Raw genomic sequence first — 15,194 nt, forward strand, 5'->3', positions numbered from 1 at the left:
TGGCTCCACAGGTAGGACTCGAACCTACGACCGATCGGTTAACAGCCGATTGCTCTACCACTGAGCTACTGTGGAATCATATAAGCCTGGCAATGTCCTACTCTCGCAGGGGGAAACCCCCAACTACCATCGGCGCTGAAGAACTTAACTTCCGTGTTCGGCATGGGAACGGGTGTGACCTCTTCGCCATCATCACCAGACATATTACATTATACACTATTCAGAAGAAATTTCAATACTTTTTTTGAAAAAAGTTATTCCTTCAAAACTAGATAACTGCAGCTGAGTACTTGCTTTACTTGATTGTCCAGCTATGAAAGCCAAATCGTACGGCTGTTTCGCTTCTTCTGTCTGAGACTAACGTCTCTTCCGCCAGAAGCTCCAACATCCTATCGATTTAAACGGGCTTTCTCCGCTTTTCGTTTAGGTTAAGTCCTCGATCGATTAGTATCAGTCAGCTCCACACGTCGCCGCGCTTCCACCTCTGACCTATCAACCTGATCATCTTTCAGGGATCTTACTAGCTTGACGCTATGGGAAATCTCATCTTGAGGGGGGCTTCATGCTTAGATGCTTTCAGCACTTATCCCGTCCGCACATAGCTACCCAGCGATGCCTTTGGCAAGACAACTGGTACACCAGCGGTGCGTCCATCCCGGTCCTCTCGTACTAAGGACAGCTCCTCTCAAATTTCCTGCGCCCGCGACGGATAGGGACCGAACTGTCTCACGACGTTCTGAACCCAGCTCGCGTACCGCTTTAATGGGCGAACAGCCCAACCCTTGGGACCGACTACAGCCCCAGGATGCGATGAGCCGACATCGAGGTGCCAAACCTCCCCGTCGATGTGGACTCTTGGGGGAGATAAGCCTGTTATCCCCGGGGTAGCTTTTATCCGTTGAGCGATGGCCCTTCCATGCGGAACCACCGGATCACTAAGCCCGACTTTCGTCCCTGCTCGACTTGTAGGTCTCGCAGTCAAGCTCCCTTGTGCCTTTACACTCTACGAATGATTTCCAACCATTCTGAGGGAACCTTTGGGCGCCTCCGTTACATTTTAGGAGGCGACCGCCCCAGTCAAACTGCCCACCTGACACTGTCTCCCACCCCGATGAGGGGTGCGGGTTAGAATTTCAATACAGCCAGGGTAGTATCCCACCGATGCCTCCACCGAAGCTGGCGCTCCGGCTTCCAAGGCTCCTACCTATCCTGTACAAGCTGTACCAAAATGCAATATCAGGCTACAGTAAAGCTCCACGGGGTCTTTCCGTCCTGTCGCGGGTAACCTGCATCTTCACAGGTACTATAATTTCACCGAGTCTCTCGTTGAGACAGTGCCCAGATCGTTACACCTTTCGTGCGGGTCGGAACTTACCCGACAAGGAATTTCGCTACCTTAGGACCGTTATAGTTACGGCCGCCGTTTACTGGGGCTTCGGTTCAAAGCTTCGCTTGCGCTAACCTCTCCCCTTAACCTTCCAGCACCGGGCAGGTGTCAGCCCCTATACTTCGCCTTACGGCTTCGCAGAGACCTGTGTTTTTGCTAAACAGTCGCCTGGGCCTATTCACTGCGGCTCTCTCGGGCTTGCACCCTATCAGAGCACCCCTTCTCCCGAAGTTACGGGGTCATTTTGCCGAGTTCCTTAACGAGAGTTCTCTCGAACACCTTAGGATTCTCTCCTCGCCTACCTGTGTCGGTTTGCGGTACGGGTACCTCCCACCTCGCTAGAGGCTTTTCTTGGCAGCGTGAAATCAGGAACTTCGGTACTCTATTTCCCTCGCCATCACAGCTCAACCTTACGAGAAGCGGATTTGCCTACTTCTCAGCCTTACTGCTTGGACGCGCATATCCAACAGCGCGCTTACCCTATCCTTCTGCGTCCCCCCATTGCTCAAACGGTGGGGAGGTAGTACAGGAATATCAACCTGTTATCCATCGCCTACGCCTTTCGGCCTCGGCTTAGGTCCCGACTAACCCTGAGCGGACGAGCCTTCCTCAGGAAACCTTAGGCATACGGTGGATGGGATTCTCACCCATCTTTCGCTACTCATACCGGCATTCTCACTTCTAAGCGCTCCACCAGTCCTTCCGGTCTGACTTCACCGCCCTTAGAACGCTCTCCTACCACGGACATCGTAGATGTCCATCCACAGCTTCGGTGATACGTTTAGCCCCGGTACATTTTCGGCGCAGAGTCACTCGACCAGTGAGCTATTACGCACTCTTTAAATGGTGGCTGCTTCTAAGCCAACATCCTGGTTGTCTAAGCAACTCCACATCCTTTTCCACTTAACGTATACTTTGGGACCTTAGCTGGTGGTCTGGGCTGTTTCCCTCTTGACTACGGATCTTATCACTCGCAGTCTGACTCCCAAGAATAAGTCTTCGGCATTCGGAGTTTGACTGAATTCGGTAACCCGTTGGGGGCCCCTAGTCCAATCAGTGCTCTACCTCCGAGACTCTTATCTTGAGGCTAGCCCTAAAGCTATTTCGGAGAGAACCAGCTATCTCCAGGTTCGATTGGAATTTCTCCGCTACCCACACCTCATCCCCGCACTTTTCAACGTGCGTGGGTTCGGGCCTCCATTCAGTGTTACCTGAACTTCACCCTGGACATGGGTAGATCACCTGGTTTCGGGTCTACGACCACATACTCATTCGCCCTATTCAGACTCGCTTTCGCTGCGGCTCCGTCTCTTCAACTTAACCTTGCATGGGATCGTAACTCGCCGGTTCATTCTACAAAAGGCACGCCATCACCCGTTAACGGGCTCTGACTACTTGTAGGCACACGGTTTCAGGATCTCTTTCACTCCCCTTCCGGGGTGCTTTTCACCTTTCCCTCACGGTACTGGTTCACTATCGGTCACTAGGGAGTATTTAGCCTTGGGAGATGGTCCTCCCAGCTTCCGACGGGATTTCTCGTGTCCCGCCGTACTCAGGATCCACTCAAGAGGGAACGAAGTTTCAACTACAGGGTTGTTACCTTCTTTGACGGGCCTTTCCAGGCCTCTTCATCTACTTCGTTCCTTTGTAACTCCGTATAGAGTGTCCTACAACCCCAAGAGGCAAGCCTCTTGGTTTGGGCTAATTCCGTTTCGCTCGCCGCTACTCAGGAAATCGCAATTGCTTTCTCTTCCTCCGGGTACTTAGATGTTTCAGTTCCCCGGGTCTGCCTTCCATACCCTATGTATTCAGGTAAAGATACTGTTCCATTACGAACAGTGGGTTTCCCCATTCGGAAATCTCCGGATCAAAGCTCACTTACAGCTCCCCGAAGCATATCGGTGTTAGTCCCGTCCTTCATCGGCTCCTAGTGCCAAGGCATTCACCGTGCGCCCTTTCTAACTTAACCATTCGCCTTGCGGCTACATGTTTCTTACATTAGAAAAGCTTTCACTTTCCTCAGCTATTACTGTTATCTAGTTTTCAAAGAACAACCATGCACCACTCGGTGCATTTGATATTGAAGGATGAACCTTCAAAACTGAACAAAACGTTTTCGTCAACGATTCTTACTGTCTAGCTACGGCATACGCCTTCGCTTTTCTTAGTAATCCTTAGAAAGGAGGTGATCCAGCCGCACCTTCCGATACGGCTACCTTGTTACGACTTCACCCCAATCATCTACCCCACCTTAGGCGGCTGGCTCCTTACGGTTACCTCACCGACTTCGGGTGTTGCAAACTCTCGTGGTGTGACGGGCGGTGTGTACAAGGCCCGGGAACGTATTCACCGCGGCATGCTGATCCGCGATTACTAGCGATTCCGGCTTCATGTAGGCGAGTTGCAGCCTACAATCCGAACTGAGAACGGTTTTATGAGATTAGCTCCACCTCGCGGTCTCGCGACTCTTTGTACCGTCCATTGTAGCACGTGTGTAGCCCAGGTCATAAGGGGCATGATGATTTGACGTCATCCCCACCTTCCTCCGGTTTGTCACCGGCAGTCACCTTAGAGTGCCCAACTGAATGCTGGCAACTAAGATCAAGGGTTGCGCTCGTTGCGGGACTTAACCCAACATCTCACGACACGAGCTGACGACAACCATGCACCACCTGTCACTCTGTCCCCCGAAGGGGAACGCTCTATCTCTAGAGTTGTCAGAGGATGTCAAGACCTGGTAAGGTTCTTCGCGTTGCTTCGAATTAAACCACATGCTCCACCGCTTGTGCGGGCCCCCGTCAATTCCTTTGAGTTTCAGCCTTGCGGCCGTACTCCCCAGGCGGAGTGCTTAATGCGTTAGCTGCAGCACTAAGGGGCGGAAACCCCCTAACACTTAGCACTCATCGTTTACGGCGTGGACTACCAGGGTATCTAATCCTGTTTGCTCCCCACGCTTTCGCGCCTCAGCGTCAGTTACAGACCAGAAAGCCGCCTTCGCCACTGGTGTTCCTCCACATCTCTACGCATTTCACCGCTACACGTGGAATTCCGCTTTCCTCTTCTGCACTCAAGTTCCCCAGTTTCCAATGACCCTCCACGGTTGAGCCGTGGGCTTTCACATCAGACTTAAGGAACCGCCTGCGCGCGCTTTACGCCCAATAATTCCGGACAACGCTTGCCACCTACGTATTACCGCGGCTGCTGGCACGTAGTTAGCCGTGGCTTTCTGGTTAGGTACCGTCAAGGTACCAGCAGTTACTCTGGTACTTGTTCTTCCCTAACAACAGAGCTTTACGACCCGAAGGCCTTCATCGCTCACGCGGCGTTGCTCCGTCAGACTTTCGTCCATTGCGGAAGATTCCCTACTGCTGCCTCCCGTAGGAGTCTGGGCCGTGTCTCAGTCCCAGTGTGGCCGATCACCCTCTCAGGTCGGCTACGCATCGTCGCCTTGGTGAGCCGTTACCTCACCAACTAGCTAATGCGCCGCGGGCCCATCTGTAAGTGATAGCCGAAACCATCTTTCAACCAAGGACCATGTGGTCCTCGGTGTTATCCGGTATTAGCTCCGGTTTCCCGAAGTTATCCCAGTCTTACAGGCAGGTTGCCCACGTGTTACTCACCCGTCCGCCGCTGACTTCAGGGAGCAAGCTCCCATCTGTCCGCTCGACTTGCATGTATTAGGCACGCCGCCAGCGTTCGTCCTGAGCCAGGATCAAACTCTCCGAAGAAATGTTTGACTTGCTCATAAAATAAAAATTAAACGTTGACGTTTTGTTGTTTTGTTCAGTTTTCAAAGTTCATTGTCACTCAAGAGCGACTTTTTAAATGTATCACATCAACTAAGTCATTGTCAATGCTTTTTTGTTTTTTTTCGCTAAGGTCATCAGCGACGTTTATAAATATATCACTTTTATTTTTAACCGTCAATAGTTTTTTAAATTTTTTATCGTAAACAGGATGACTACTTTTTTCTCAAAGCTTAACGTTGACTAGCGCATATAACGCCAATCACAAAATACCTTGTTTCATCCATTGTCTCCTTAGATAGATTTTTATAAACAAATTATAAAGTTTGTTATAGATAAAAAAATTCCAACATAAAATGTAGACAAGTATTACTTTTTAAGGAGGCACATATGAATTTCTTTAATGCAGTTACCGCCAAGCGATTAAAACGACTAGCCATAATTTTAGTTGCCGCTTTATTTTCAGGCATTTTTCTATTTATGCAAAGTAATATTATAGGCATTCCTGTTTTTTCAACTAAAGATGGTCCAAAAGCAATTTACAAAAATGACCAGCAGCGGACGAAACTTTCGTTAACATTTGATATTAGCTGGGGAGACGAGAAACCTTCTCTCATTTTAAACGAACTTAAAGCAGCGAATATTAAAAACGCTACCTTCTTTCTTTCCGCTTCATGGGCAGAAAGGCACCCAGATATTGTAAAGAAGATTCAAGATGATGGTCATGAAATTGGAACAATGGGCTATAATTATAAATCTTACACCGAACTTGACACTAATAAAATCCGGCAAGACTTGGCTCAATCTAAAAAAGTGTTTGATGCTTTAGGAGTCAAAGATATCCAACTGTTAAGACCGCCTTCTGGACAATTTAATGATGAAGTGTTAAAAATCGCGCACAACTCAGGCTACACCGTTGTTCATTGGAGCATTAATTCGAAAGATTGGATTAATCCTGGAGTGAATCAAATCGTGGAGAATGTTACAAACGAGATGAACGGCGGAGACATTATCTTACTACATGCTTCTGATTCCGTTCAGCAAACACAAAAAGCCATTCCAATCATTGCAGAAAAGATGCAGCAAAAACAACTAAAAAACATTACCGTTTCCGAACTCATTTCCAATACAAATGTTAAGAGCAGCGAAGTGAAGTAAGAAGGTTTCTGTTTTCATGTAAAGAGGACCGTTTATCTATTACGATAAACGGTCCTCTTTACTGCGATGGAAAGGCCTTCTCTTCATTTTATACTTTTAGAACGTAGCACTCCATCCCTAGCCTTTGCCGCTCCACTATCTGCAAGAAGCTTGGGTAACACAAGTAATTGATACGCATTGCAAATCAATAAAGGAAATAACATCAGGTAAAGCCAGTTTTTATCGTTAATTTGTAAAGCCGGCACCCATTCTAATATAGTCACTACCGTCATGAAAAATAAGGCAGGGATAAACGTTTGGTTATCAGTTTTACCCGCTCTTACATACGCAATAAAAAGTCCAACACCTAAAATGCTAACAGCCGGTATGAGATAAGAAAAGAAACTGTCTCCAGCTTGTGCAAAAAAGCGATAACGAAAGTAAACAAGATCAAATAAGACAAACACAATAAGGATGATTTGCACCGAATTCCACAAGGAAGCCGAGCGAAAAATCCCTAATCCAAAACGATGAATGGTCAAATAAGCAAAAAAGCCCATTTGGCTGATAATACTAAAGATAAGGCCTACTCCGAATAAAAGAACAAGGACAGATAAAATGCCCCCTATATCTACCGAGAATAATAAAGACTTATATTTGTCCCATCTGACAACAAAGCCTGTGATAGCTGTACTTCCCCCTCCTAAAAGAAGAGTGGTCATAAATAATCGAACCCAGTTTCGACTGTTCACACTATAATCCCCCAACTGTTCATTTTTCATCTGTTGTTTAAATTGTATCAACCGTTTTATTCAAAATCTAGATGTTTTGTTTGTGCATATTTTTTTCAGATTACTTCATATTAAGATTAGGCATATTTCTTTAAAGGAAGGAGCTTTTATAATGAAAAGAAGGCTATTGCTCCTCTTGTATGCAAGCCTTGCTTTATTTATCCTCACATCGTGCGCGGCCGCAGAACAAGAAGGCGAACGCATGGATTACGACCAAACAAAAAAGATGGTTGTCGATATTTTGAAAACAGACGAAGGCAAACAAGCAATTGAGCAAGTCATGAATGATGAAGAGATTAAACAACAGTTAATTATGGATGAAGCCATTGTCAAAGAAACCATTCAAAATACACTAACATCCGAAAAAGGCACTGAATTTTGGAAGAAAATTTTCGAAGATCCGAAATTCGCCGAAAGCTTTGCTACAAGCATTCAGAAAGAACAAGAAAAGATTCTCAAGCAACTAATGAAAGATCCTGATTTTCAAAAATCGCTAATTGAAATACTGCAAGACCCTGAAATGGAAAAGCAAATGCTCACCGTTTTAAAAAGCCAAGAATATCGAAGTCACCTTCAAAAAATTATGACCGAAACGTTTGAGAGCCCCCTTTACAAGGCAAAAATTCAAGATTTGTTGTTAAAAGCGGCTGGAGAAGTAGAGCAAGGTCAATCAGAAACAAAAGAGGGTGAAGAAGGCGGAGAAGGTGGAGAAGAAGGCGGTTCCCAAGAAGAAAAATAAAATGATTCTTCGCGTGACGCTCGACATATCCACAACATAAGATAAGGCTCAATCTTTCTTTTACTGCCTTTCTTCGTCTCTTTAACACGAAAGGAACGTACCTGAACCATACGTTCCTTTCGTCTATTATCCTTATTGAGAAATGGTTTGCTCACATCTTTGAGCAACTTGTCCAGCAATCTCCAAATATATTCTTCCTAATCGGTGATCTTCCCCATAAACGGACGGAGCAAAATCTTCTTCATTCCAATCTGGCTGCTGAAGCGGTAATTGGCCAATAAGATCTGTTTGCAGTTCCTCCGCTAATTTCTCGCCTCCGCCTTTCCCAAATACATACTCTTTCTCTCCGGTAGTCTTACTCTCGAAATAAGACATATTCTCAATCACACCAATAACTTCATGGTTCGTTTTAATAGCCATAGCACCCGCTCTAGCTGCAACAAAAGCAGCCGTTGGATGTGGCGTTGTCACGATAACTTCTTTACATGCCGGCAACATCGAATGAACATCTAACGCTACATCTCCTGTACCAGGCGGCAAGTCTAACAAAAGATAATCGAGTTCTCCCCATTCTACTTCTGTAAAGAAGCTTGTCAGCATTTTTCCAAGCATTGGACCGCGCCAAATCACAGGGGAATTATCTTCTACAAAGAAGCCCATAGAAATTACTTTTACCCCGAAGCGTTCCACAGGAATGATTTTGTCCCCGCGAACGACAGGTCTTTTTGTAACCCCCATCATATCAGGCACACTAAACCCATAAATATCCGCATCAATCAATCCCACTTTTTTCCCCAACCTAGCTAAGGCAACAGCCAGATTGACGGAGACCGTGGATTTTCCAACGCCACCTTTTCCACTGGCAATAGCTAAAAATTTGGTAGACCCTGCATTCACCAATAAGTTATTAGAAGCACTGCTTGGAACTTCTGCTCTAAACTGAGCTAACTCTTCTGGAGAAAGCTCAATAAAACGTAACCCTACTGTCACAGCTCCTGCTTCTTTCAATGTATGGACAATTTGTTCTTGGAATTGTAATTGTTCAGATGTTCCTGTTTTGGCAAGAGCGATTTTTACGCTGACATGACCCTTTTCTTCTTTCAATGTTACTTCTTTTAACGCATTTGTTTCTTTTAAGGTTTTATGTAAAAACGGATCTTTCAGTTCATTTAACAACGAGTACACTTTGTCTTCTGTTAACATAGTCTCCCACCACCCCATGAATTCGTTTACAAGCTTTAGTATAACATATTTTTCTAATAGATGCGGACATCAAACACCTATGGCAGGAGAAACTACGTTATAGATTGTTTCATGTGAAACATCCAATACATCATTTTTTCTCAAATTCCTCTTCAGTAAAATAGCGGTTAACCCCCCTGTAAATCGCTTCTGCTACTTTTTTCTGATAAGGTTCTGTTTCCAGTAACGCCCGTTCATTCATATTAGATAAAAACCCAACCTCAACTAAAGCTCCTGGAATTTTCGCATGCTTAACAAGATAAATCCCTTGAATGATTTTGGCTTCTCTTGATGTGTTGCTTAAACTGTTCTTCAGTTCTGCCTGAATGAATTTAGCCACAGACTCATTCTCCTCTAAGCTCCCATGATAAAAGGTTTGAGCTCCTCTCCAGTTTGGGGACGGAATAGCATTTAAATGGATGCTCAAGTATAAGTCACCTTGAGATTCGTTAATAATGTCTAATCTTTTCTTTAAGTCTTCTACTTTTCTTCTGCTGTAACCTTTTGTATCCTTATCAGCCAAATCTCGGTCATCTTCTCTCGTTAAAATTACTAATGCTCCTTGCTCCTGTAAATAATCTTTTGTCTCAAGAGCAATGTTTAACGCAACATCCTTTTCTAGTATGTCTCCTCCTACAGCACCGCCATCAGGACCGCCGTGACCAGGATCTAATACAATGATTTTCCCGCTTAAGGGCAAATTCCAAGAACTCCAAGAATTTTTATCCCATATTTCATATTGAATAATAAAAAACAATAACGTAATCCCCATAATAAAAAATAACGCTTTAAACGGCCTCATCTCATCCCTCCAGCTTCCTTGCCCTATTATCTCTATATGGGACAAGAACGGGATTTATGAGTAATTTTTAACGAAGACGCAGCCGATAACGTTTAGCCCCTTTTAAAAAGCCTTCCTCCCACCAACTTTTTACATATTTTTCACATGTATAATAAATGCTGTCATGATACAGTTCATCTTGACCGAGAGGTGACCAGAAGCATAAATAATCATATAAGGCGTTAATCAGTGTTTTTTCTTCGTGATGGCATCTTTTTTTCACAGACGAAAGAGACTCTCCATAGAAACCAAACCGACTGAAATGGGCTCCCAATAAAAATGATTCAATTGCAATATCAATGCATCCTTCTTGCAGGGAAGTTTTGCAATCCGTTTCCATTGTTAACAGCGGTTTAAAATAGGCAACAGTCTTGTTTTGCAACACATCCAAAGATAGCTCCCGCAACATTTTTCGCTCATAAGTCATTTGCTTTTCTCTTCTTTTATCCTTTAGATTCGTTATCACACTCATAATCACTTAGCGCCCCCTTTTCCCTATTTTTTACGTGTTTCCTTTTCTCATGCGTTCTTGCGTCTAAAGTTTGACTGGCAAAATATGAACAAGCGATAAAAGGGGACTACTAAAAGAAGAAAGCATCTCAGTCTGTCTAAAACAAGACATAAAAAAACCCCATCCAAATGGATAGGGTTTTGAAAACAAAAATTAACGTTTTGAGAACTGAGGTGCACGACGAGCGCCTTTAAGACCGTATTTTTTACGTTCTTTCATACGAGCGTCACGAGTTAATAAACCAGCACGTTTTAAAGTAGTGCGGTATTCTGGGTCAGCTTGCAGTAACGCACGAGCGATACCGTGACGAATTGCACCAGCTTGACCAGTGTATCCGCCGCCTTTTACGTTTACTAAAATATCGTAGCTGCCTGTAGTTTCAGTTGCAACAAGAGGTTGTTTTACAACTTCTCGTAATGCAGCAAATGGAATGTAGTTTTCGATTTCACGATCGTTAATAACAATACGTCCGTTACCTGGTACTAAACGTACACGTGCAACAGAGCTTTTACGACGGCCTGTGCCGTAATATTGTACCTGTGCCAAAGTGATTCCCTCCTCTTAAATTATCCGCGAAGTTCGTAAACTTCTGGTTTTTGAGCTTCATGTGGATGTGTAGCGCCAGCATACACATGTAACTTTTTGAACATTTGACGACCTAAGCTACCTTTTGGAAGCATGCCTTTGATAGCAAGCTCAAGCATTTTCTCAGAGTAGTTTGTACGCATTTCTAATGCTGTACGTTGTTTCAAACCACCTGGATGTTGGCTGTGACGGTAGTAAATTTTGTCAGTTAATTTCTTACCAGTCAATTCGATTTTTTCAGCGTTGATGATGATTACATGATCACCAGTGTCAACGTGTGGTGTATAAGTTGGTTTATGTTTACCGCGTAAAATTGAAGCGACTTCGCTTGAAAGACGACCTAAAGTTTTACCTTCAGCGTCTACAACGTACCATTTACGTTCTACTTCGTTCGCTTTAGCCATGAAAGTTGTACGCATGAGTTTCCCTCCTAAATTTTATCATTCAAATCTAAAAACTTGATTTCAACCTCTATTTTCAACACGATTAATTTCCGGGGCTAACCGTGGGGTTAAAATACCATAACATATGATATATTAAAGCTTTGTGAAGACAATGTCAAGAAAATATTATACACCAGGTTTAGTTGTCATAGTGCACTTCCCATAAATAAAGTCCATGTCCTGGTGCTGTTTTGCCTGCTAATTCCCTTGAACGTCCTGCTAAAATTTTTTTCATTTCTTCTGGTTGTATTTTTCCTTGCCCTACATCCAGCAATGTTCCGACTAAAATTCTTACCATATTATACAAAAATCCATTTCCGACAAATCGAAACACAAGCTCATCGGCTTCTTCCAAAAACTCGATTTCATATAAAGTACGCACCTTATCTTCCACCTCTGTTTTTGCTGAACAAAAGCTGGTAAAATCATGTGTTCCTAACATAGATTTGCTGGCTTCTTTCATCGCCGCATAATCAAGTTTGTATGGAAAGTGATACGCATAATAACGTTGAAACACGTCCCGTTCCTCGGAACGGATGATTTTATAGCGGTATTCCTTAGATGAAGCGTCAAAACGGGCATGGAATTGCGGAGAGACGAATTGTACCTCTCTTACGGATATGTCACTCGGTAAAAGTGAATTTAACGCTTTTTTCCATCGATCTTCAGGAATTTGAAGGAAGGTATCAAAGTGTAGAACTTGTCCATATGCATGAACATGAGCATCCGTCCGGCCAGAAGCATGAACTTTAACTGCCTCTCCTCCATGCATCTTTCGTAATACCTTTTCCACTTCTCCTTGAACGGTTCGTTGATTGAGTTGTACTTGATAGCCAGCAAAGTGCGTGCCGTCATAGGAGATTGTACATTTTAATCGTTTCATGAATGTATCACCACATCAAAAAAGTTAAGTGCGCACAAATAATAGCACGACTGTCAATATAGCAAGCACAAAAAGCATAAGTGTATCAAGCGTCATCCACTTCAGTTGACGAAATTTCGTTCTTCCTTCTCCGCCTTTATAACCTCTTGCCTCCATTGCAATGGCTAATTCCTCTGCCCGTTTAAAGGAATTAATAAACAATGGCACAAGAAGAGGCACGACTGCTTGGAGACGATCTTTTAACGGTCCGCTTGAAAAGTCAATTCCACGCGCTGCTTGGGCTTTCATAATCTTCTCTGTTTCATCCATTAACGTAGGAATAAAGCGCAGGGAGATGGACATCATGAGAGCAAGCTCATGAACGGGAAAGCGCCATTTTTTTAACGGATTCAGCAAGCTCTCTATACCATCTGTTACTTGTATAGGAGTTGTCGTTAATGTTAATAAAGTCGTAATCAAAATTAAGAAGAAAAAACGAAACGAGATGAATATCCCTTGTTCGAGGCCGCCTGTATAAATAGAGAGCCATCCCCAATCGACTAACAGCTCGCCTTCTTTCGTCATCAATATGTGCAAAATAAAGGTAAAGATGATAATAAAGAAAACAGGCTTGAGTCCATTTAAGATAAAGCGAACCGGCACTTTGCTAACAGCTACAGCCATTAGTGTATACAGCCCTAACAGAGCGTAGCCATAAAAATTATTAGCTAGAAAAACGACAAGGACATAAAAAAAGACGATAAGAAGTTTAGCTCTGGGGTCCATACGATGGACAAGTGAATCGCCAGGTACATATTTCCCAATAATCATTCCATTCATCATCGTTCTTCACCCTTTGCCAACAAATTCTGTAGTTGAAGAACGGCTTCTTCAAACGTCAAAGCCGGTTCTGAAAATTGAACACCTAGCTTTTCTTCAATCTCTTTCATAAATTTCAAAGCATGTGGAACATCCAATCCGTACGCATGCAACTGTTCATACGATCCAAATACCTCTTTTGGGGTCCCTTTCATCGCGATGGTCCCTTTATGCATGACGACGATTTGATCAGCAAAACGAGCCGCGTCCTCCATGCTGTGCGTGACTAATACAATGGTCAAACGCTTCGATTGATGAAGGTCTGCGACCATTTTCATGATTTCTTCGCGTCCTCTAGGGTCCAACCCAGCTGTTGGCTCGTCTAGCACCAATACATCCGGCTCCATAGCTAAAATGCCAGCAATTGCTACACGACGCATCTGACCGCCACTTAAATCGAACGGCGAGCGCTGTAAAACGTCTTGCGGCAGTCGCACAAGCTCCATGACTTCTCTAGCTCTTTTTTTGGCTTCTTCTTCTGTTACACCAAAATTCATCGGCCCAAAACAAATATCTTTCTCAACCGTTTCTTCAAACAACTGATGTTCAGGAAACTGAAAGACAATCCCCACTTTTTTTCGAATGGATTTTAAATCCTTCTCTTTCCGTTTTGCATGAATCACTCTGTCACCAATCGTGATGGTCCCTGAGGTTGGCTTAAGTAGCGCATTAAGGTGCTGAATGATGGTAGATTTCCCAGAACCTGTATGCCCGATTAAAGCTACAAATTGACCTGACGGGATACCTAGGTTCAACTCATATAAAGCAAGCTTCTCAAACGGTGTATTGGGCTGATAACGGTGTTCTACATCTTTGAGTATAATGTCCATAAATCTTTCACCAAATCCTCGTCTGTAATATGAATATTTGATACCGGGACCCCACTTTGTTTCAATGACTGACTCAGTTTAGCGGAAAACGGTAAATCAAGTCCAATATCGGTGAGTTTCTCGCCTAAAGCAAAAATCTCACTTGGAGTTCCTTCAGCAAATAAAGAGCCTTTATTCATCACAATGGCTCGGTCTGCGGCTGCTACCTCTTCTAAGTCATGGGTAATTGAAATGATGGTTAAGTTTTGCTGTTCCTTTAAATAGCGAACCGTTTCCAACACTTCTTTTCTTCCTATTGGATCAAGCATAGATGTCGCTTCGTCCAATACAATGATGGACGGACGAACCGCAATGACTCCTGCAATGGCTACACGCTGCTTCTGACCGCCTGAAAGATGGTGCGGTTCTTGATTCACAAAAGCAGACATATTAACAAGCTCAATCGCCTCTTCGACTCTTCCGCGCATCTCTTCCGTTGATACTCCATTATTCTCTAATCCAAAAGCGACATCGTCTTTCACAGTCGCCCCAACGAATTGGTTATCCGGATTTTGAAATACCATACCAATTTCTTTGCGAACATCCCAAATGGTTTCCTCAGATAAAGCAACATCACCTACTGTAACCGTTCCATCATGAGGAATGAGTAACCCATTTAAAATTTTAGCCATAGTCGATTTACCGGAACCGTTATGTCCAACAATAGCAAACCATTCCCCTTGTTTTACAGAAAATGAGACGTCCTTCAACGCCCAATCAGCGTTTTCACGATAACGAAAAGATAAATTTTTCACTTCTAGTATTGTATCTGACAAGGCTATCCTCCTCTCAGCTCTTTCAAGACAATTCTATATTATTCTCTACTCTACTATAATCAATATGAAAAATAAATAAGAAAGCGCAAGCACCTTGTTCATCCCCGACTAGCACATGGTTGAACGGCATCGACAGGTGTAATGTACCCTTTTAAAGAGGAATGACAGTTTGAGGACAAGCCCAATCGAAGCAACCATCATCAAAAGAAGATTGATTTCCAGATGGTGTATCCTAAGAGCTGTAACAGGTCGCGTCTGCGACCTTGTAGGGGACTTTCGGTGCTAAATGTAAACGCGTAGTCTTGCTTTCTAATGAGAGGAAGTTAGACCGTGTTAAAACCGATCCTCTCCCTCCCTTTTCATAAATATAGAAAGCATGCATTCAC

General features: G+C 43.9%; 12 protein-coding genes, 1 tRNA gene and 3 rRNA genes. 2 read left to right on the top strand and 14 right to left on the bottom strand.

Annotation, left to right across the window (positions count from 1 at the left end; all coding sequences use genetic code 11):
* From ACXAEO_RS00335 to ACXAEO_RS00350, 4 genes are all read right to left on the bottom strand, one after another.
* Positions 1-75: transfer RNA gene (locus ACXAEO_RS00335), tRNA-Asn, on the bottom strand.
* 9 nt (positions 76-84) lie between these two features.
* Positions 85-200 (bottom strand): 5S ribosomal RNA (gene rrf / locus ACXAEO_RS00340).
* A 224-nt stretch (positions 201-424) separates the two neighbouring features.
* Positions 425-3,356, bottom strand: a 23S ribosomal RNA gene (locus tag ACXAEO_RS00345).
* A gap of 209 nt (positions 3,357-3,565) precedes the next feature.
* A 16S ribosomal RNA gene (locus ACXAEO_RS00350) occupies positions 3,566-5,115 on the bottom strand.
* The 16S, 23S and 5S rRNA genes sit together here with 1 tRNA gene alongside, the layout of an rRNA operon.
* Positions 5,116-5,523: 408 nt before the next feature.
* Between ACXAEO_RS00350 and pdaB the strand changes: the two genes are divergently transcribed.
* Positions 5,524-6,291, top strand: coding sequence for a polysaccharide deacetylase family sporulation protein PdaB (gene pdaB / locus ACXAEO_RS00355; protein WP_474876717.1), 768 nt, complete (start codon positions 5,524-5,526; stop codon positions 6,289-6,291).
* 83 nt (positions 6,292-6,374) lie between these two features.
* On the opposite strand, the gene ACXAEO_RS00360 is transcribed toward pdaB, so the two are convergent.
* The gene (locus tag ACXAEO_RS00360) at positions 6,375-7,022 is read right to left on the bottom strand and encodes a KinB-signaling pathway activation protein (protein WP_474876720.1); all 648 of its coding nucleotides are present in this window, start codon (positions 7,020-7,022) and stop codon (positions 6,375-6,377) included.
* Between the two features lie 151 nt (positions 7,023-7,173).
* Here ACXAEO_RS00360 and gerD point away from each other — a divergent pair, with 151 nt between their 5' ends.
* Positions 7,174-7,800: a spore germination lipoprotein GerD gene (gene gerD, locus ACXAEO_RS00365; RefSeq protein ID WP_474876723.1), complete on the top strand. Its 627-nt coding sequence runs from the start codon at positions 7,174-7,176 to the stop codon at positions 7,798-7,800.
* A gap of 132 nt (positions 7,801-7,932) precedes the next feature.
* On the opposite strand, the gene ACXAEO_RS00370 is transcribed toward gerD, so the two are convergent.
* The 9 genes from ACXAEO_RS00370 to ACXAEO_RS00410 form a co-directional block, all read right to left on the bottom strand.
* A complete protein-coding gene (locus ACXAEO_RS00370) occupies positions 7,933-9,003 on the bottom strand; it encodes an Mrp/NBP35 family ATP-binding protein (protein WP_474876725.1) in 1,071 nt (356 codons plus the stop codon).
* A gap of 130 nt (positions 9,004-9,133) precedes the next feature.
* Positions 9,134-9,814, bottom strand: a complete 681-nt coding sequence (cwlD, locus tag ACXAEO_RS00375) for an N-acetylmuramoyl-L-alanine amidase CwlD (protein WP_474876875.1) — start codon at positions 9,812-9,814, stop codon at positions 9,134-9,136.
* A 97-nt stretch (positions 9,815-9,911) separates the two neighbouring features.
* On the bottom strand, positions 9,912-10,355 hold the full coding sequence (locus tag ACXAEO_RS00380; protein WP_474876727.1) for a DUF2521 family protein: 444 nt from the start codon (positions 10,353-10,355) through the stop codon (positions 9,912-9,914).
* Positions 10,356-10,547: 192 nt separating this feature from the next.
* Positions 10,548-10,940 (bottom strand): 30S ribosomal protein S9, encoded by a 393-nt coding sequence (gene rpsI / locus ACXAEO_RS00385; RefSeq protein ID WP_474876729.1) that lies wholly within the window; start codon positions 10,938-10,940, stop codon positions 10,548-10,550.
* A gap of 20 nt (positions 10,941-10,960) precedes the next feature.
* Positions 10,961-11,398 carry a 50S ribosomal protein L13 gene (gene rplM / locus ACXAEO_RS00390; protein WP_474876731.1) on the bottom strand — a complete coding sequence of 146 codons (438 nt, stop codon included), beginning with the start codon at positions 11,396-11,398 and terminating at the stop codon, positions 10,961-10,963.
* Between the two features lie 163 nt (positions 11,399-11,561).
* Complete coding sequence (gene truA / locus ACXAEO_RS00395) at positions 11,562-12,305, bottom strand: tRNA pseudouridine(38-40) synthase TruA (RefSeq protein WP_474876734.1); 744 nt, start codon at positions 12,303-12,305, stop codon at positions 11,562-11,564.
* 24 nt (positions 12,306-12,329) lie between these two features.
* Entirely contained in the window at positions 12,330-13,127 is a 798-nt protein-coding gene (locus ACXAEO_RS00400) for an energy-coupling factor transporter transmembrane component T family protein (protein ID WP_474876736.1), read from the bottom strand.
* Positions 13,124-13,993: an energy-coupling factor ABC transporter ATP-binding protein gene (locus ACXAEO_RS00405; RefSeq protein ID WP_474876739.1), complete on the bottom strand. Its 870-nt coding sequence runs from the start codon at positions 13,991-13,993 to the stop codon at positions 13,124-13,126. Before ACXAEO_RS00405 ends, ACXAEO_RS00400 begins: the two co-directional genes overlap by 4 nt.
* Positions 13,969-14,808, bottom strand: a complete 840-nt coding sequence (locus ACXAEO_RS00410) for an energy-coupling factor ABC transporter ATP-binding protein (RefSeq protein ID WP_474876741.1) — start codon at positions 14,806-14,808, stop codon at positions 13,969-13,971. Before ACXAEO_RS00410 ends, ACXAEO_RS00405 begins: the two co-directional genes overlap by 25 nt.
* Positions 14,809-15,194: the final 386 nt, after the last annotated feature.

The organism is Bacillus sp. ABA4_010, from assembly GCF_056159105.1.